Here is a 17,794-nt window from a genome sequence, read left to right on the forward strand (position 1 = left end):
GCGCCCGTCGTGCCGATGCCGTCCGGTCAGCGCAGCCATGGCCCTCGTCTACCCCGGATCCACCGTTGGAGTTTGAGTAGCTGACGGCCTGCCGGCAGCGCAAATGCCCTTCTACCTGGGACGATGACCTTGCTGAGGGATCATTCGTCGCCGAGTGGAAGGGCACCTGCTGAGTGCGAGCCAACCACGATCTGAGTCGCGTTTCCACGACTTTCGATGAGCGGAATCTGGTGCCGGACGCGGGCCTGCTGCCGGCGGCGGTGCTGGCCCAGCGGGTGGACCTTGGTGGGGTCGTCGATCGCCGGCTTCGCCTGGCCCGTCACGGCGCGAACAGCGGCGCGAAGGCGCTGACGGTGATCGGTGCGATGCTCGCAGGCGGTGACAGCATCGACGACACGGCGTTGTTGCGGGCGGGGGCGGCGGGGTCGCTGTTCGACGGGACGCGGGCACCGTCGACGGTCGGGTCGTGGCTGCGGGCCCACAAGTGGTCCAACGTCCGCCAGCTCGACGCGATCAGCCGTGAGCTGCTGGCCCGGTTGTGGGGCTGCGGGGCCGGTCCGGCGGACCTGACGGCGCCGCTGACGATCGACATCGACTCCACCATCGTGGCTGTGCACGGCCGGGCCAAGCAGGGTGCCGCGTTCGGCTACACCAAGGTTCGTTGCTACCACCCGCAGCTGGCGACCTGCGCCGAGACCGGGCAGGTGCTGATGTGCCGGCTGCGCGGGGGCAGTGCCGGCGCCGCCCGCGGTGCGGCGTCGTTGGTGACCGAGACCATCAGCCGAGTCCGAAACGCAGGGGCCACCGGGGCACTGACCGTGCGCGCCGACTCCGCGTTCTACTCCAAGTCGATGCTGAGCACCGCCGCGAAGTTCGACGTCCGGTTCTCGATCACCGCCCGGCAGGACCCGCGGGTCCGCGCCGCGATCGAGGCCATAGACGAAGGCGCCTGGCAGCAGATCCCGTACTGGCTATCCACCCCCGAGGTCTCCGGCGCCGACATCGCCGAGACCCCGTTCACCGTCTTCGCCAGCGACAAGACCCACGCCCGAGGGGTCCGCCTCGTCGTCCGTCGGGTCCGCCCCACCCCCGGCAGCCAGCTGGCCCTGTTCACCACCTGGGACCACCACGCGTTCGTCACCGACCGGGACCTGCCCCTGGCCGAGGTCGAGGCCGACCACCGCCGTCACGCCGTCGTCGAGCAGAACATCGCCGAGCTCACATCCGCCGGCCTGGCCCACCTGCCCTCGGGGCGGTTCATGGCCAACGCCGCTTGGCTCGCTCTGGCGGTGATGGCCCACAACCTCGGCAGAGCCATCGCCCTGCTCGCCGGACCCGCACTGGCCCGGGCCACCGCAGCAACACTGCGCCGCACCGTGTTCACCATGCCCGGCCGCCTCATCCACACCGGCCGACGCCGACACCTGCGACTACCCCAATCCTGGCCGTGGGCAGCCCCGATCCTGCTAGCCCTGACCCGCATCCACGCGATCCCCCTGCGCCGCTGACCACCCACACCCCACGACACCGACCAGGACCCGGAGAAGCCGGCAGACCGGCAGCCCCGCCACGCCGTCACACCCGCCCACCACGTCCCTGGACACAACTTCCCCGAGAAACCAGCGCCACCACGAACAACGGTGGATCCGGGTTTACTCCTACTGCGATGCTCAGGACGACCGCGAACCAGGACGGCACCACCAGCTAGAGCGACGCCTGCCCCGGCGCCTCGTCCACGTCTTCGGGGGCCTCTCCATTGCCAGCCCGACGCCCGTTGCGCTCCAGCTCGTCGACCCTGACTTGGAGCAAAGCCACCGACTCGGCGACCGTCCTCATCTCCTCCTCGAGCTGGGACAGCTCGGCGCTGAGCTGGACGGCCACGAGCAGGAGCACGACGATCGCACCGGAGAACAGGACGTTTACCGGCGTCTCCACCCCGGAGAACACGGCGACGGCGAACAAGGCACGAGGAAAGGCTCCGAGGGCGCAGATACCGACGGCGAGCGCCAGCCAAAGGAACGCGTACTTCTCACGCAGACGGCGCGTCCGCAACAGCCAACCGATGAGCAGGACCGTAGCCACGGCCAGGATCAGGGCGAACGGGTAGCCGCTCACGACAGGTCATCCCCGTCGATGGCAGGTACCGTTGACCGCGGTCTCGTCACCGCGACGGCCAGGGCAGCGAACGCTCGGAACAGGAAGATCGTCGCCTTCACCGGGCTGTGGGACGGGGTGCCGGCGGAGCGTGGCCTCATCGCGACTGGGTGTTGGGACACAACGAGTCCGGCGCGAGCGGCAATGACGAGCGACTCCACCGTGTCACCCAGATACTCCGCGGGATAGTCCCGGGCGAAAAGCGCTACGGCCTTCGGTCCCGAAGCTTTGAAGCCCGATGTCGTGTCGGTCAGCCTGGTGCCGACGAGCCGGGAGAGCACGACCGACAACACCTTCATGGCGGCTCGACGCGGTCCTCGCGCTTCGTACGAGCCCGCACCGGCGAATCGCGCCCCGATCACGACGTCCGAGCCGGTGGCGGCGAGCTCGGCGAGCAGATCGCGCACCGAGAGCGGATCGTGCTGCCCGTCCCCGTCCAGCTGGACGACCACCTGGTGGCCCCGGGTCCGTGCGTAGCGGAACCCCGCCCGCATCGCTCCGCCCACGCCGAGGTTGATGGGGAGGTCGATCACGACCACACCGGCCTCACGGGCCACCGCAGAGGTCCTGTCGGTGGATCCGTCGTTGACCACGAGGACGTCCACCTCGGGCAGCGCAGCTGCCACCTCGGCGAGCACGGCGGGGAGCGCGAGCTCCTCGTTCCACGCAGGAATGACGACGAGGACGGTTGATGTTCTCCTCACCCCGTGCACCCCACGACCATACTGCCCAGCCTGCCGGGGACCCGCCGGCACGCCCGGGTCACACTGTGGCTGCGAACCAAGCATCCTCGTCGTCCGGATCCATAGTCCCTTCGGCGGACGGGGCAGCCCGCCATAGGACGAGGCCCAGGACCGCGGCAACTCCAAGGACCCACGCCGAGTAGGTCAATACCGACGTGACGGCACCCAACCGCGGCTGCCAGGGACCATCGAGGGTGAAGGGGGTCGTGGTGCCGCTGCCGTCGAACAGCCCGTCGGTGTTGCGGTGAAGGGCGAAGGCGAAGCCAAAGACATTGATGCCCAGGGCGACAACGGCAGCCACCAGCGCGGCTACCGCGCTCTCCACCGAGAGGCGTCGCGACGACCGCCCGAGCGCCACTGCCGCGAGGATCGGCACCCCGACGTACAACGGCAGCGTGTACCGGCCCTGCCAGATCACCCCGGTCACGTCGAGGCTCTGAGCCTCGAGGACGACCGGCAAGATGTAGGACGCCACGCCTACGGCCACGATCGCCACCCGCATCCCGGCGGTCGCGCGCACCAGCGCGAGCGCGGCGACGGCAAGACCGACGTACAACCAGGCGGAGGTGAAGAACTCCGGCAGCGGCGCGTCGAGCCAGCCGAAGTTGCCCACTGCCATCCGCCACTTGCCCTCCTGCGTCGAGCTCGCGATGTGGAGCCGGTCGAGGAGCCAGTGCGACACCGGGCTACCCACGGACCCGGCCTTCAGCGACTGCGAGACGACGATCCAGACGAGCGAAAGCAAGGCGACCACTGCCGTGAAGGCCACCCATCGCAGCGCTGGGCGGGTCAGCATCAACCGAAGGGACTGACGCGTGCCGGTCAGCAGGCAGCACGAAACGATGACTACCAGCCACACCGGCGACAGCCCGCGGGTGACGACCATCGCCGAGGCTGCGAGTGCCGCCCGCCGCAGCAGGCGGCCGCGAGCGGACGCGGTCATCCTGGGGCCATCGTGCAAGAACATGCCCAGATTCGCCCATAGCGCGGCCGATGCGGCGATCTCCAGGCCGTTCGGGTTGACCACACCGCCAAGGAACACGGCCATCGGGGTGAACGCCAGCATTCCGGCTCCCACCGCGACCCCCGGCCTCGCCGACTGAGCGAGCGCGGAGACGGCCCAGCTCGCGAAGAACGCAAAGAGGGCCGCGCTGGCGAGACGCATGGCCAGCGGGGCGTGCTGGAGGTCGGTGACCAGGGAGGGCAGGCCGACGACGAAGTAGTAGACGGGGTTGTACCGTCCGGCGGCATTGGCCGACCGGACGATGGTCTCGTCCTCGGTTGGGATGGCGACGCAGCTGCCGTTCGCCTGCGGCGTGAAGGCCAGGCAGGTGATTGACGCGGCGCTGTCCACCAGACCCTGAGGCACGGATACAAACCCGCCGGTCCCGGAGCTCGCCGCCTCGGGTGTGACGTAGAACTGCCCGTGCGCCACCGACCAGGCCTTGAGGGTGTGAAAGTTCTCGTCGGGGGAGGCCCACAGTGGTGTGCTCGCCGACCAGAGCGCCGTTGGGACGAAGAAGGCAACAAAAATTATTACGGCTATCCACCGTGGTCCCGTAGGGCGAGGTTCCAGCGCTTGCGCGGTCAGCACCGATGACGACGGGGGGCGGTCCGGGACACCTGACACGGATGTGTGCACGCGCGGGCACGATACCCACCGAGCTCGGCGGAGGCCGGCAGGCACCGTCCGACGAAGGCTCTGGACCCCGCGCTCAGGGGCGGAGGACGTCGGTGCCGACGAAGGGCTGCAGCGCCACCGGCACGCGCACCGATCCGTCGGGCTCCTGGTGGTTCTCCAGGATCGCCACGATCCAGCGCGTGGTCGCGAGCGTGCCGTTCAGGGTGGCGGCCACCTGCGTGCGGCCGGCCTCGTCGCGGTAGCGAACGTTCAGCCGCCGCGCCTGGAACGTCGTGCAGTTCGACGTCGACGTCAGCTCGCGGTAGGCCTCCTGGCTGGGCACCCACGCCTCGCAGTCGTACTTGCGGGCCGCCGACGACCCGAGGTCCCCGCCCGCGGTGTCGATGATCCGGTACGGCACGTCGACGGCCGCGAGCATCTCCTGCTCCCAGCCCAGCAGCCGCTGGTGCTCGGCGTCGGCGTCCTCGGGCCGGCACCAGCTGAACATCTCCACCTTGTCGAACTGGTGCACGCGCATGATGCCGCGGGTGTCCTTGCCGTAGCTGCCGGCCTCGCGCCGGAAGCAGGTGCTCCAGCCGGCGTACCGCTTCGGTCCCGCGGACAGGTCGAGGATCTCGTCGGCGTGGAACCCGGCCATCGGCACCTCGGAGGTGCCCACCAGGTAGAGGTCGTCGTCGGCCAGCTTGTAGACCTCCGCGGCGTGCGCGCCGAGGAACCCGGTGCCGGCCATGATCTCCGGACGCACCAGCACGGGCGGGATGGTGAGGGTGAAGCCGTTGGCCACGGCCTTCTGCGCGGCGAGCTGGAGCAGGCCGAGCTGCAGCAGCGCCCCGACACCGGTGAGAAAGTAGAAGCGGGCGCCGGAGACCTTGACCCCGCGCTCCACGTCCAGCAGCCGCAGGCCCTCCGCGAGCTCCAGGTGGTCCCTGGGCGTGGGGATCTCCGGGATCTGGCCGTGGTGGGAGAGCACCACGTAGTCGTCCTCGCCACCGGCGGGCGCGCCGGGCTGCACGACGTTGGAGATGGCCCGGTGCGCGGTGTCCAGGGCGCTGTCCGCGGCAGCCTGCACGAGCTCGGCGGCCTTGACCCGCTCGCTGAGCTCGCCGGCCTGCGCCCGGGCGGTGTCGGCGGTGGCCTTGAGCTCAGCGGCGTCGGGGGCGTCCGACTTCTGCGCCTTCTGCCAGGCACCCATGAGCCTGCCGACCTGTCCGCTGACGGTCTTCTGCTCTGCACGCAGCGTGTCGGCGGCGAGGACGGCGGCACGGCGGGCGGCGTCTGCGGTGAGCAGGGCGTCGACCAGGGATGGGTCCTCGCCCCGGGTGCGCTGGGAGGTGCGGACGGCGTCGGGGTCCTCGCGGACGAGCTTGAGGTCGATCACGGGGGGTCAGCCTACGGGGCGGCCGACGGTGGCCGAGCGGCCTGCCGCTGCACCGTCCGGCTCCGCTCCGTGCCAGCAGCAGAGCGCCCGGCCAGCCAGACCGACCGTACGACTGTGAAGGAAAGCTCGTGCCCTGGGTCCAGAAATCACGCACGGGCGCGGAGCGCCCTCCGCAGCACCTTGCCGGTCGAGGTCCGGGGGAGCTCGTCGAGGACGTGCACGACCTTGGGCCGCTGCGCGGGCGCGAGGTGCTCACGGGCCCAGCCGTCCACCGCGCCGGCGTCGCCGACCACGGCCACCTCCACCCGTTGCCCCCAGCGCTCGTCGTCCACGCCGTACACGGCCACCTCGCGCACCCCGGGGCACTCCTGGAGCACCCGCTCGACCTCGACCGGGTAGACGTTGACGCCCCCGGTGATGACGAGGTCGTCGCGCCGGCCGTCGAGGTACAACCACCCGTCGGCGTCCAGGCGGCCGAGGTCGCCCACGGTGAACGCGTCCCCGCGCCAGGCCGCAGCCGTCTTGTCGGGGGCGTTCCAGTAGGTGAACCGGGCGTAGGTGGGCACCGTGCACCAGATCGTCCCGTCGGGGTCCGTGCTCAGGGTGCGCCCGGGGCGGGCCCGCCCCACCGAGCCCGGGTGCGCCGCCCAGTCCGCGGCCGAGCACACCGTGAACTGGCCCTCGGTGGAGCCGTAGAACTCCCACACCGCGTCCCCGGCCGCGTCCACCAGCCAGCGCTTCACCGGCTCCGGGCAGGGTGCGCCCGCATGGGCGATCAGCCGGAAGCCCGCCAGTGCGGCCTCGGCACCCCCGTGCTCGCGGAGGCGCTGCAGCTGGGCCGGCGCGGTGAACACGGTGGTGGGGCGGTGGTCGGCGCAGAGCTCGAGGAACCCGGCGGGCGAGAAGCTGCCCGGGACCAGCACCGAGCCACCGGCGAGCAGCGTCCCGATCGCGAACCGCAGCGGCGCCGAGTGGTGCAGCGGGGACACGACGACGTGGACGTCGGACGGGCCGAAGTCCCAGAGATCCGCCTCCTCCGCCCACAGCGCGCGGGCGGCGTCCACGGCCAGCACGCCGGACCACACGCCCTTGCGGCGGCCGGTGGTGCCGGAGGTGACGTGCACCGGCCGGCCCAGGGGCACCGGCGCCAGCTCGGCCGGGGCGTGGTGGTGCAGGGCCTCGAGCTCGTCGGCGCCGCGCACCACCCGCGCCGGGTCGACGTCGGTCAGCAGCGCCTCGAGCTCGGCCCGCGGCGTCGCCGGGTCCAGCACCACCGGCACCACCCCCGCGCGCAGCGCCCCCATGACGGCGGTGACCAGTCGGGGCGAGCCCGGCACAACGAGCGCGAGACGGTCACCGCGCGCCAGGTCCCCGAGCGCCCCGGCCACCCCGGCCTGGTCGATCTCGGCCTGCGCCGCGGTGAGCGGGCCGGTCACAGGTTCCGGGCGCACAGGGCGAGAAGCTCCGTCCAGTGCCGCTCCTCGGCCTCGGCGGAGTACGCCGCGGTGTCGGCCATGGTGAACCCGTGGGTGGTGCCCTCGTACAGCTCGGTGCGGTGGAGGACACCGGCGTCGGTGAGCGCGGCCTCCAGCCGCTCCTGCTGCTCCGGCGGCGCGGACCCGTCGGCGTCGGCGTGCGCGACGTACACCTCGGCGGTGGTGGTGGCGGCCCCGAGGTGCGGGCTGTCCGGCGCCTCGGTCGCGAGGTTGCCACCGTGGAAGCTGGCGGCCGCGGCCACCCGGCCCGGGTGCGCCGCGGCCGTGCGCAGCGCGAGCGCACCTCCCATGCAGTACCCGGTGGTGCCCACGGGCCCGTCAGCCACCGCGGGGTGCGCGGCCAGGAAGTCGAGGTAGGCACCGGCATCGGCCACGGCCCGCTCCGGGGTGAGGGCCTGCATGAGCGGACCCAGGGTGGCCATCATCGACGGCCGGTTCTCCGGCTTCATCAGGTCCTCGAGATCGACGACCGGCGCACGCCCAGCCCGGTGGAACACGTTCGGCACGAGCACCACGTAGCCCTGCGCGGCGATCCGCTCCGCCATCTGCTGCAGCCGGGGCCGAACGCCGAACGCGTCCATGTACAGCAGCACGGCGGGGTGCGGGCCGTCACCGTCCGGGGTCACGAGCAGGGCGTCGGCCGTGCCGTCGGGCGTCGCGACGTCGACGGTGGTGGTGCTCATGCCAGGGTGCTCCTCACACGCGCGGCCGGCGGACGCTGCGATCGTGGCACCGGCCGGAGCGGTGCGCGCGCCCGGTCACGCACCGGCCGCCGAGACCCTCGCCCGGGGGCCGGGACCGTCGAGCAGCAGCGCGGAGTTCACCAGCGCCAGGTGGCTGAACGCCTGCGGGAAGTTGCCGAGCAGCCGGCGGGCCACCGGGTCGTACTCCTCGGCGAGCAGCCCCACGTCGTTGGCCAGCAGCAGCAGGTTCTCGAACATCGCCCGCCCCTCGTCCGCCCGCCCGGTCAGCACCAGCGCGTCCACGAACCAGAACGAGCAGGCCAGGAAGGCGCCCTCCTTGCCGGAGAGGCCGTCGCCGCCCTGCGTCTCCCCGGTGGTGTAGCGGTCCACCACGTCCCCGTGCCGCAGGCTGCGGCCAATTGCGTCGACCGTGGACACCACCCGCTCGTCGTCCCCGGACAGGAAACCCACGCTGGGGATGAGCAGCACCGCCGCATCGAGCTCGGTGCCGCCGTAGTACTGGGTGAACGCGCCCACCTCGGAGTTCCAGCCCTGGTCGCACACCTCCGCGTGCACGGCGTCGCGGATCTCGCGCCAGCGGTCGACCGGGCCCTCGACCCCGAACTCCTCCACCGTGCGCACGGCCCGGTCGAAGGCCACCCACACCATCACCCGGGAGTGGGTGAAGTGCCGGGCCGGGCCGCGCACCTCCCAGATGCCCTGGTCCTCGCTCTGCCAGATCCCGGCCAGGTGCTCGATCAGCGCGCGCTGCAGGCTCCAGGCCAGCTCGGAGTCGTCCAGGCCCTTCACCCGCGCCAGGTACAGCGCCTCCATCACCTCGCCGTAGACGTCGAGCTGCAGCTGGCCGGCGGCCGCGTTGCCGATGCGCACCGGGCTGGAGGCGCCGTAGCCGGGCAACCAGGTGGCCTCCCACTCCGGGTGCTGCCGCTCGCCCATCACGCCGTAGAGGATCTGCAGGTTGGTGGGCGAGCCGGCGATGGCGCGCAGCAGCCACTCCCGCCAGGCCGCGGCCTCCTCCAGGTAGCCGTCGCCGGCCAGCGCCGTGAGGGTGAGGGTGGCGTCCCGCAGCCAGCAGTACCGGTAGTCCCAGTTGCGCTCCCCCCCGAGGACCTCCGGCAGCGAGGTGGTGGGCGCCGCGACGATGCCCCCGCTCGGCGCGTAGGTCAGCGCCTTCAGGGTGAGCAGCGAGCGGTGCACGGCGTCGCGGTACGGCCCGGAGTACGAGCCGTGGGCCGACCACCCCTCCCAGAAGTCCAGCGTGTCGCGGATCCGGGCCGCCACGTCCACGGCGGGCGGGCGCTCGTCGACGGAGGAGAACCACTGCATCGACCAGCTCATCCGCTCGCCGGCCCGCAGCGTGAACGTGACGGCGTGCACCTGCTCGGAGTCCACCGGCGCCGGCAGCACCGAACCGCGCAGCACCACCGCGTCCGGCCCCGCGATGGCTTCGATGCGCTCGTCACCGTCGTCGCCCGGCCCGTGCAGGCCGAGGTGGCGCACCCAGGGGACCACCGAGCCGTAGTCGTAGCGCACGGTCCAGCGCAGCTCGAGCTCCACCTCGCCGTCGAGCACCTCCACCATGCGCACGAGGTCCACGCAGACGTCCCGCGGGGGCATGGCGTCGGTGAGGCGGACCGTCCCCGTCGACGTGGTCATCTCGGTGTCGAGCACCAGGGTCTCGCCACGGTAGGAGCGCGTGCAGGAGAGGACCTCGGCCGTGGGCGCGATCTGCCAGTGCCCGTGCTGCTCGCCGCCGAGCAGCGCCGCGAAGCACGCCCCGGAGTCGAAGCGCGGCAGGCACAACCAGTCGACGGACCCGCGGCGGCTGACCAGCGCGACGGTGTGCAGGTCCCCCACCAGGGCGTAGTCCTCGATCAACGACTGCTCCTGCTGCTCCCGCACGGTCACGCACCTCTCCCACTGCCCGCCCTGACCGGCCGGGAGCGCCGAGGCTACCGGGGCGGGCATCATGGGTTCCGATGTCCACGTCCAGGCGCTCCCCCGCGCCGAGCGCACCGCGGTCCTCCGCGCAGACCACGCGCTCGGTGCTGGTGATGCTCGCGGTGGGAGCGTTGCTGGCTGCCGGCGCCGCGGTGCTCTCCGGCGCCACGGCACCGGTCGCGGCAGCCGGCCCCGCTCTCGCGGCCGAGCAGGGGATCGCGCGCGACGGCACGCCGGCGGAGAAGGCGTTCGCGGGGGCTCGGGCGGGGAGCTGCCTGACCTGGACCGCCGCCGACGCCAGCGACATCACGGCCACGAGCTGCGCCGATCCGCACCTGTTCGAGGTGGCCGCCGACGTCGACCTCAGCGTCTACCCGGGGGCCGAGTTCGGGCCGGACGCGCCTCTGCCCGGAGCGTTGCGGCTGGCGGCGCTGCGCGCGGAGATCTGCACTCCCGCGGTGCAGACGTACCTCGACCAGAAGTTCGACCCCTACGGCGCGTTCACCGTAGGACTGATCAACCCGGGCCAGGCCGCCTGGCGAGCCGGGGAGCGCACCTTGGCCTGCGGGCTGCAGAACGTGGGTCGCTCCACCACGCCGTTCCCCGTCACGGGCAGGGTCGCCGACACCGACCAGTCCGACGTCACGCAGGTGGGCACCTGCCTGGGCATCGACGCGACGCTGCCGACCGACCCGGTGGACTGCGCTCGACCGCACGCCTCGGAGACCATCGCCGTGGTCGACCTCGCCGCCCAGTTCCCCGGTGGCTTCCCCAGCACCGCCGACCAGGACGCCTACCTCACCACGACGTGCGCGGTGGCCTCGGACGCCTTCACCGGTGCTGCCGACGGAGCCGCGGCCAAGGGGCTCGCCGTGTTCTGGGACAACGTCCGCTACGAGAGCTGGACGGCCGGCAGCACGCGGGTGAACTGCTCGGTGGGCCAGGAGCTGGCCGCGGGCGGGTTCGCCCCCGTGACCGGTGACTCGCGGGGCAAGGTGGTGGTGGGCCAGCAGGCCGCGCCGCCGGCCACCGCCCCGGCCCCCGGCCCGGCGAGCACCCCAGCACTCCCCGCCGCGCCGACGGCGGCACCGCTGGACGGCGGCCGCACCCCGGTCGCACCCGGCGGGGGCTGAGCGCCGTGCCGGTGGTCATGGACGAGCAGCGCTTCGACGAGCTCGTCTCCGACGCCCTGGACCTCGTGCCGGCCCGGCTGGCCGCGGCCATGGACAACGTGGTGGTGCTGGTCGCCGAGCGGCACCCCGAGGAACCGGACCTGCTCGGGCTGTACGAGGGGATCGCGCTGACCGACCGCGACTCCACCTACGGCGGGGTGCTGCCCGACACGATCACGGTGTTCCGGGGGGCCCTGCTCGACCACTGCGGCGACGAGGCCGAGGTGGTGCGCGAGGTGGCGATCACCGTGGTGCACGAGATCGCCCACCACTTCGGGATCGCCGAGGAGCGGCTGCACGAGCTCGGCTGGGGCTGAGCGGGCCGGGGGGCGAGCAGTGCCCGGGTCACCTCGCAGCCGCTCGGTCCGCGAGCAGGTCCGCCCGCACGCTCCTCAGGCCCCGTCGTCGACGCCGGAGCCCACGGGGGCGGTGAACGGCGGCAGGTGCGGGCCCCACGCGACGCAGCGCCAGCCGTCGGCCCCCACCGGTTCGAGCACCACGGTCTCGGTGTTCTCCAGCCGGGTGGACGCCGCGAACCGCCCGTCCACCCCGCCGAGCACCGCGCCCACCAGCCGGATCGCCGCCCCGTGGCTCACCACCACCACCGTGCCGTCGAGCAGGAGCCGTGCCCGCGCTCGGTCAGCGGCGCGCCCGGGGGCCGCGAGTCCAGCCTCTGCGCCACGTTCGAGGCGGTCTCGCCGTGCCGGGCGAGGACGAGCCGCCCGCTCATCCCCGCCCCCGGCGTCATCCCCGCCCCCGGCGGCGTCATCCCCGCCCCCCGCCGAGCCCGGCCACCCAGCCGCGGGAGCCCGCGGGATCGGGTGGCACGGTGCCGGCGTCCGGGCTCGCCGCGGGCCAGGACCCGAGGAAGCGCACGTCCTCGCACCGCCGGTGCAGCGCGGCCAGGGCCTCGGCGACGAGGGGGTCGGACACGTGCCCGGTGCAGTCGAGGAAGAAGCGGTAGGTGCCCAGGCCGGTCCGGGTGGGCCGGCTCTCGATGCGGGTGAGGTCGATGCCCCGCAGGGCGAGCTCCGCCATCGCCGTGACGAGGGCCCCCGGGGTGTTGGCCAGCTGCAGCACCACCGACGTCCGGTCGTGCCCGGTCGGTTCCGGGGGGGCGCACGGGGTCGTGAGCAGCACGAACCGCGTCTCGGCGTCTCGGACGTCGGCCACGTCCACCGCCAGGGCGACCAGGCCCAGCCGCTCGCCGACCAGCGCGGTGGACACGGCCGCGTCGGCCCGCCCGGCCGCCACGTCCTCAGCAGCCGCCGCGGTCGACGACGTCAGGGTGAGCACCGCCCCTCCCAGCTCGGCGGCGAGCCACTGCTGCACCTGCGCGGCGGCGTGCGGATGGGTGTGGACCGTCCGCACGGCCGTGGTCCCGGGGCGGACGAGCACCGAGAACCGCACCGGCAGGACGGCCTCGGCGACGATCTGCAGCCGGGTCCCGGTGGCCAGGGCGTCGATCGTGGTGGGTACCGGCCCCTCCACCGAGCTCTCGATGGGAACGCACGCGGCGTCGACCCGCCCCTGGCGCACCAGCTCCATCGCCGCGGGCGGGGTGGCGGCGGGCACCAGCTCCACCGCGTCCGGGTCCACCAGCGTGCGGACCGCGGCCTCGGTGAACGTCCCGGCCGGGCCCAGGTAGGCGATGCGCTGCACGACTGCCGACCTTACGGCGGTGCCGGGTAGGCTGCCCCGGCCGGCGGGGACCGGCCCCCGCCGGGGCGAGGGTCGCGGCGGCGAGGCGGTCGACGCGCCGGCCCGCGGTCGTGGCGGACCCGTCGCCCCACCCGAGGAGCCCTCTCCGTGATCACCCTCTCCGTCCTGCTCACGACGTTCGTCGTGGTCTTCCCGGTCGAGCTGCCCGACAAGACGCTCGTGGCCACGCTCGTGCTCACCACCCGCTACCGCCGCCCCCGGGCCGTGCTGGCGGGGGTGGTGCTCGCCTTCGCTGTGCAGGTGGTCATCGCGGTGGCCTTCGGCAGCGCGCTGGGCCTGCTGCCCGCCCGGGTGGTCGCCGGTGTCGTCGCCCTGCTGTTCGCCGTCGGGGCGTTCCTGCTGCTGCGCGAGGGCTTCGGCGCGGCCGACGACGACGAGGCCGAGCAGGCCGCCGCCGGGAGGGAGCAGCTGCCCTGGTGGCGGATCTCGCTGACCAGCTTCGGCGTGCTGTTCGCCGCGGAGTGGGGCGACGCGTCCCAGCTCGCCGTGGCGGCGCTCGCGGCGAGCTACCGCAACCCGCTCTCGGTGGGGCTCGGGGCGTGGTTCGCGCTGGCGCTGGTCGCGACGATCGCCGTCGTCGTCGGGACCAGGGTCGCCGGCCGGCTGCCCGTGCAGCTCATCCAGCGGGTCGCCGGGGCGGTGTTCGCGGTGTTCGCCGTGGTCGCGCTGGTCGAGCTCGTCCGCCGGTGAGCCGCCCCGCTGCGCCACGTGCGCACGTGACTATGGTCACGGGCACTGGGGCGACGTGCTCCGGCCGCGCGAGCAGAGGAGTGGACGACGATGAAGACCAAAGGCGCGATCCTGTGGGGCACCAACCAGCCGTGGTCGGTCGAGGAGATCGAGGTCGGCGACCCCCAGGCCGGTGAGGTGATGGTCCAGCTGGCCGCCTCCGGGCTGTGCCACTCCGACGAGCACCTCGTCACCGGCGGCACGCCGATCGAGATGCCTGTGCTCGGCGGGCACGAGGGCTCCGGCGTGGTCATCAAGGTGGGTGCCGGCGTCACCGGCCTGAAGGAGGGCGACCACGTCGTCACCGCCTTCATCCCCGCGTGCGGGCAGTGTCCGCCGTGCTCCAACGGCCACCAGAACCTGTGCGACCTCGGTGCGGCGCTGCTGAGCGGCAAGGCCATCTCCGACGGCACCAACCGCGTCACGGCCAAGGGCCAGGGCGTCCAGACGATGTGCCTGCTGGGCACGTTCTCCCCGTACATCACCGTGCACCAGGCGTCCGTGGTGAAGATCGAGCCGGACATCCCGCTCGAGGTCGCCGCGCTGGTCGGCTGCGGCGTCACCACCGGCTGGGGCTCGGCCACCAAGGTCGCCGACGTCCGTCCCGGCGAGAACGTAGTGATCATGGGCGCCGGCGGTGTCGGCATGAACGCCGTGCAGGGTGCGGCCGCGGCCGGGGCCAAGCGGGTCATGGTCATCGACCCGGTGGAGGCCAAGCGCGAGTGGGCCATGGAGTTCGGTGCCACCCACACCTACGCCAGCGCCGAGGAGGCCTTGGTCGGCGTCAACGAGCTCACCTGGGGCCGGATGGCGGAGAAGGTCATCATCACCGTCGGCGACATCCAGGGCGAGAACGTCCAGGAGGCCCTCAGCCTCACCGGCAAGGGCGGTCGCACCGTCGTCACCGGCATGGGGCAGGCCGCGAACATGGACGTCAAGCTCAGCCTGTTCGAGCTCACCCTGCTGCAGAAGGACCTGCAGGGCGCCATCTTCGGCGGCTCCAACCCCCGCGCAGAGATCCCCGCGCTGCTCTCGCTGTACCAGGAGGGCCAGCTCAAGCTGGACGGGCTCGTGACCAAGACCTACAAGCTCGAGGACATCAACGACGGCTACCAGGACATGCGCGACGGAAAGAACATCCGCGGCATGGTGCTCTACAGCGACGCCGACCGCTGACCGCTCCCGCCTGACCCTCGCCAAGTGCGGGCTCTTCGTCGTCATCCCTCCTCGGATGACCGCCAGAAGCCCGCACTTGGCGGTTCGGGATCACGTCAGCCCCAGCTCCGCCAGCTCGGCCGCGACCCGCGCGACGTCCGGCACCACCACGTGCACCAGCACCTCGCGCAGCGCCTCCGCCGCGGGGTCGGGGACGAGTGCCACCCAGGCCGGGTCCGGCACGGACCACGCCGCGCGCACGTCGTCCCCGCGCAGCGCCGCGACGGTGGCCGCCAGGACCCGCAGCACCCCCGTGCCGTCGTCGGCGCAGGCCGCGAAGCCCCGCCCGGAGTGCACCAGGAACGCCAGCGCGTCCGCGGCCTCCGACGGCCCCACGTCGGCCGACAGCTCCACGGGCAGCTCGCCCGCCTCGACGAGCAGGCCGGCGAGCAGCGGGCGGTGCCCCTCGGGCTTCGGCATCCCCAGCGTCAGGAAGGTGGCCACGACCCTGACGCTAGCTCGTGGGCCGGAAGCCCCCGCGCTACCGTCGATCGTGCTCGCCGCCTGGCTCCAACCACCCCGCTCGGACGTGGCCGTGGTCACCGACCCCCGGGAGCGGCGCGGGCTCTGGATCGAGGTGACCCTCGTCCTGCTCGTCACGCTGGGCATGTCCGGGCTGCGCAGCCTCGTCTCGCTGCTGGACTCCCTGGCCTCCACCGTCCCGCTCGCGCAGCAGACGGTCGCGATCAACGTGCCGCAGGCCCGGGCGGGCTACCTCGACCTCGTGGGCCAGCTGCTCTCCGTCACCCGGCTCGTGGCCTGGGGCGCGCTCGGCATCTTCCTGCTGTGGCGGAGCCGGTTCACCCTGGCCTCGCTGGGCCTCGACCGCACCCGGCCGGGTCGCGACGGCGCGTGGGGCGCCGGGCTCGCCGCGCTCGTCGGGATCCCCGGGCTCGGGCTCTACCTGGTGGCCCGGGCGCTCGACCTCAACCTGAACGTCGCCCCGAGCACGCTGAACAGCGCCTGGTGGACGGTCCCGGTCCTCGTGCTGTCGGCCGCGGCGAACGCGTGGGCGGAGGAGGCGCTCATCGTCGCCTACCTGCTCACCCGGCTGCGGCAGCTCGGGGCCGGGGGGAACGGCTCGCTGCTCGCCTCGGCGGTGCTGCGCGGCAGCTACCACCTCTACCAGGGCTTCGGCGGGTTCGTGGGCAACGTGGTGCTGGGGCTGGTGTTCGGCCGCCTCTGGCAGCGCACCGGGCGGCTGTGGCCGCTGGTGGTGGGTCACACCATCATCGACGTGGTGGCCTTCGTGGGGTACGCGCTGCTCGCACCCCACGTCAGCTGGCTGTAGCCGGGCCGGCCGAACGCGGGGAGGACCTCGCGCCCCGGGTCCGGAAGTCACGCACGGGCACGCGCTAGCGTGCACCCATGGTCGACTCCGAGGTGGGCGCTCTGCGCACGGTGATGCTCCACCGGCCCGGGGCGGAGCTGCAGCGGCTCACCCCCCGCAACAACGACCAGCTGCTCTTCGACGGGGTCCCGTGGGTCTCGCGCGCCCAGGAGGAGCACGACGCCTTCGCCGAGGTGCTGCGCGGCCGCGGGGTCGAGGTGCTGCTGCTGGCGGAGGTGCTGACCGAGGCCCTCGCCGTGGACGCGGCCCGGGCCGTGGGTGTCGCTGCCGCCGTCGACGCGCTCCGGCTCGGTCACGGCCTCGCCGATGCGCTCTCCGCCCACCTGCTCGACGTCTCCCCGGCCGAGCTCGCCGACGTGCTCACCGCGGGCATGACCTTCGACGAGCTCCCGGTCGCGGAGCGCACGGCCGGGGTGTCGCTGGTGCGGCGGATGCACCACGGCAGCGACTTCGTGGTCGACCCGCTGCCCAACCTGATGTTCACCCGCGACAGCTCGGTGTGGGTGGGCGACCGGGTGGCGATCACCTCCCTGGCCCTGCCCGCCCGCCGGCGGGAGACCTCGCTGACCGACCTCATCTACGCCCACCACCCGCGCTTCGCCGGCACCGCCCGCGCGTACGGCCACGCCCAGGCCCCGGTCGAGGGTGGCGACGTGCTGCTGCTCGCCCCCGGGGTCCTGGCCATCGGGGTCGGCGAGCGCACCACCCCGGCCGGGGCCGAGTCCTTCGCGCGCAGCGCCTTCGCCGACGGTCTCGCGCACACGGTGCTCGCGGTCCCCATCGCGCAGGAGCGGGCCTCGATGCACCTGGACACCGTGTGCACCATGGTCGACCGCGATGCCGTGGTCATGTACCCGGCCATCCAGGACACCTTGTCCGCCTTCACCATCCGCGCGGACGGCGACCACGTCACCGTCGCAGGTCCGGCCCCCTTCGTCGAGGCCGCGGCGGACGCCATGGGCATCGACAAGCTCAGGGTCATCGACACCGGGCTCGATCCGGTCACCGCCGAGCGCGAGCAGTGGGACGACGGCAACAACACCCTCGCGGTCGCGCCCGGAGTGGTCGTCGCCTACGAGCGCAACGTGCGCACCAACGCCCGGCTGGAGGACGCCGGCATCGAGGTGCTGCCCATCGCCGGGTCCGAGCTGGGCTCCGGCCGGGGCGGTCCGCGCTGCATGTCCTGCCCGGTCTCCCGCGACCCGCTCGACTGACCTGCCGCGGCGCCTTCAGCCTCACCTCAGCCCTGGCGCCGTACCCTCGGGAGCGTGGCAGACGGGTGGAACGGCGGACGCAGACCGGCGCGGGGTCAGCAGCAGCCGGACGCCGACCCCACCCGGGCGGTCCCCCGGTCGGAACCACCCCGCCCGCGTGCGTGGTCGCAGGTTCCCCCCGGCGGCCGGACCCAGCAGGACCCCCGCGGTCCGGGGCAGCCGGCTCGCCAGTGGGACCGCAACGGCGTCGACACCACCCAGTACGCCCCCCGCCAGGTTCCCCAGCCCTACCGCGACCAGCCCTACCGTGACCAGTCCCAGCGTCAGCAGCCA

The 17,794-nt window shown here is 73.1% G+C and carries 18 protein-coding genes; 7 read left to right on the forward strand and 11 right to left on the reverse strand.

The genetic code is table 11. From position 1 onward, the window contains the following. Window positions 1–230: 230 nt before the first annotated feature. Window positions 231–1,508 carry an IS1380 family transposase gene (locus tag RHODO2019_RS15800; RefSeq protein WP_265382676.1) on the forward strand — a complete coding sequence of 426 codons (1,278 nt, stop codon included), beginning with the start codon at window positions 231–233 and terminating at the stop codon, window positions 1,506–1,508. Window positions 1,509–1,704: 196 nt separating this feature from the next. On the opposite strand, the gene RHODO2019_RS15805 is transcribed toward RHODO2019_RS15800, so the two are convergent. The 7 genes from RHODO2019_RS15805 to RHODO2019_RS15835 form a co-directional block, all read right to left on the reverse strand. Beyond that, entirely contained in the window at window positions 1,705–2,115 is a 411-nt protein-coding gene (locus RHODO2019_RS15805) for a DUF2304 domain-containing protein (protein WP_265382677.1), read from the reverse strand. Continuing rightward, window positions 2,112–2,867, reverse strand: coding sequence for a glycosyltransferase family 2 protein (locus tag RHODO2019_RS15810; protein WP_265382678.1), 756 nt, complete (start codon window positions 2,865–2,867; stop codon window positions 2,112–2,114). Before RHODO2019_RS15810 ends, RHODO2019_RS15805 begins: the two co-directional genes overlap by 4 nt. A 49-nt stretch (window positions 2,868–2,916) precedes the next feature. Further along, on the reverse strand, window positions 2,917–4,491 hold the full coding sequence (locus RHODO2019_RS15815; protein WP_265382679.1) for a DUF2142 domain-containing protein: 1,575 nt from the start codon (window positions 4,489–4,491) through the stop codon (window positions 2,917–2,919). Between the two features lie 121 nt (window positions 4,492–4,612). Then, window positions 4,613–5,917: a serine--tRNA ligase gene (gene serS, locus RHODO2019_RS15820; protein ID WP_265382680.1), complete on the reverse strand. Its 1,305-nt coding sequence runs from the start codon at window positions 5,915–5,917 to the stop codon at window positions 4,613–4,615. 146 nt (window positions 5,918–6,063) lie between these two features. Continuing rightward, entirely contained in the window at window positions 6,064–7,353 is a 1,290-nt protein-coding gene (locus RHODO2019_RS15825) for a class I adenylate-forming enzyme family protein (RefSeq protein WP_265382681.1), read from the reverse strand. Then, complete coding sequence (locus RHODO2019_RS15830) at window positions 7,350–8,096, reverse strand: dienelactone hydrolase family protein (protein ID WP_265382682.1); 747 nt, start codon at window positions 8,094–8,096, stop codon at window positions 7,350–7,352. The genes RHODO2019_RS15825 and RHODO2019_RS15830 overlap by 4 nt, the downstream gene beginning before the upstream one ends. Before the next feature lie 75 nt (window positions 8,097–8,171). Then, window positions 8,172–10,025 carry a glycoside hydrolase family 15 protein gene (locus RHODO2019_RS15835; protein WP_265382683.1) on the reverse strand — a complete coding sequence of 618 codons (1,854 nt, stop codon included), beginning with the start codon at window positions 10,023–10,025 and terminating at the stop codon, window positions 8,172–8,174. A 71-nt stretch (window positions 10,026–10,096) separates the two neighbouring features. Here RHODO2019_RS15835 and RHODO2019_RS15840 point away from each other — a divergent pair, with 71 nt between their 5' ends. Then, complete coding sequence (locus RHODO2019_RS15840; RefSeq protein ID WP_265382684.1) at window positions 10,097–11,191, forward strand: septum formation family protein; 1,095 nt, start codon at window positions 10,097–10,099, stop codon at window positions 11,189–11,191. A 5-nt stretch (window positions 11,192–11,196) separates the two neighbouring features. Next, window positions 11,197–11,547: a metallopeptidase family protein gene (locus RHODO2019_RS15845; protein WP_265382685.1), complete on the forward strand. Its 351-nt coding sequence runs from the start codon at window positions 11,197–11,199 to the stop codon at window positions 11,545–11,547. A gap of 75 nt (window positions 11,548–11,622) precedes the next feature. Here RHODO2019_RS15845 and RHODO2019_RS19435 read toward each other — a convergent pair whose 3' ends face one another. Genes RHODO2019_RS19435 through pheA form a run of 3 tightly spaced genes read right to left on the reverse strand, consistent with a single transcriptional unit; the run spans window position 11,623 to window position 12,892 of the window. Further along, on the reverse strand, window positions 11,623–11,826 hold the full coding sequence (locus RHODO2019_RS19435) for a hypothetical protein (protein ID WP_435532133.1): 204 nt from the start codon (window positions 11,824–11,826) through the stop codon (window positions 11,623–11,625). Then, on the reverse strand, window positions 11,823–11,999 hold the full coding sequence (locus tag RHODO2019_RS19440; protein ID WP_435532134.1) for a histidine phosphatase family protein: 177 nt from the start codon (window positions 11,997–11,999) through the stop codon (window positions 11,823–11,825). Before RHODO2019_RS19440 ends, RHODO2019_RS19435 begins: the two co-directional genes overlap by 4 nt. Then, window positions 11,996–12,892 (reverse strand): prephenate dehydratase, encoded by an 897-nt coding sequence (pheA, locus tag RHODO2019_RS15855; RefSeq protein ID WP_265382686.1) that lies wholly within the window; start codon window positions 12,890–12,892, stop codon window positions 11,996–11,998. Before pheA ends, RHODO2019_RS19440 begins: the two co-directional genes overlap by 4 nt. 147 nt (window positions 12,893–13,039) lie before the next feature. Here pheA and RHODO2019_RS15860 point away from each other — a divergent pair, with 147 nt between their 5' ends. Then, window positions 13,040–13,642: a TMEM165/GDT1 family protein gene (locus RHODO2019_RS15860; protein ID WP_265382687.1), complete on the forward strand. Its 603-nt coding sequence runs from the start codon at window positions 13,040–13,042 to the stop codon at window positions 13,640–13,642. Between the two features lie 90 nt (window positions 13,643–13,732). Further along, on the forward strand, window positions 13,733–14,857 hold the full coding sequence (locus RHODO2019_RS15865) for an NDMA-dependent alcohol dehydrogenase (protein WP_265382688.1): 1,125 nt from the start codon (window positions 13,733–13,735) through the stop codon (window positions 14,855–14,857). A 90-nt stretch (window positions 14,858–14,947) separates the two neighbouring features. Here RHODO2019_RS15865 and RHODO2019_RS15870 read toward each other — a convergent pair whose 3' ends face one another. Further along, window positions 14,948–15,340, reverse strand: coding sequence for a hypothetical protein (locus tag RHODO2019_RS15870; protein WP_265382689.1), 393 nt, complete (start codon window positions 15,338–15,340; stop codon window positions 14,948–14,950). Between the two features lie 46 nt (window positions 15,341–15,386). On the opposite strand from RHODO2019_RS15870, the gene RHODO2019_RS15875 reads away from it, so the two are divergent. Then, the gene (locus RHODO2019_RS15875) at window positions 15,387–16,187 is read left to right on the forward strand and encodes a CPBP family intramembrane glutamic endopeptidase (protein WP_435532236.1); all 801 of its coding nucleotides are present in this window, start codon (window positions 15,387–15,389) and stop codon (window positions 16,185–16,187) included. 77 nt (window positions 16,188–16,264) lie between these two features. Further along, window positions 16,265–17,461 carry an arginine deiminase gene (gene arcA, locus RHODO2019_RS15880; protein ID WP_265382691.1) on the forward strand — a complete coding sequence of 399 codons (1,197 nt, stop codon included), beginning with the start codon at window positions 16,265–16,267 and terminating at the stop codon, window positions 17,459–17,461. Window positions 17,462–17,794: the final 333 nt, after the last annotated feature.

Source organism: Rhodococcus antarcticus, from assembly GCF_026153295.1.
Classification (GTDB): domain Bacteria; phylum Actinomycetota; class Actinomycetes; order Mycobacteriales; family Mycobacteriaceae; genus Rhodococcus_D; species Rhodococcus_D antarcticus.

Bases quoted from the DNA above. Each gene is read 5' to 3' on its own strand.
- RHODO2019_RS19440 (WP_435532134.1), bottom strand. From the start codon at position 11,999: ATGACGCCGCCGGGGGCGGGGATGACGCCGGGGGCGGGGATGAGCGGG.
- RHODO2019_RS15830 (WP_265382682.1), bottom strand. From the start codon at position 8,096: ATGAGCACCACCACCGTCGACGTCGCGACGCCCGACGGCACGGCCGAC.
- RHODO2019_RS15840 (WP_265382684.1), top strand. From the start codon at position 10,097: ATGTCCACGTCCAGGCGCTCCCCCGCGCCGAGCGCACCGCGGTCCTCC.
- arcA (WP_265382691.1), top strand. From the start codon at position 16,265: ATGGTCGACTCCGAGGTGGGCGCTCTGCGCACGGTGATGCTCCACCGG.
- RHODO2019_RS15865 (WP_265382688.1), top strand. From the start codon at position 13,733: ATGAAGACCAAAGGCGCGATCCTGTGGGGCACCAACCAGCCGTGGTCG.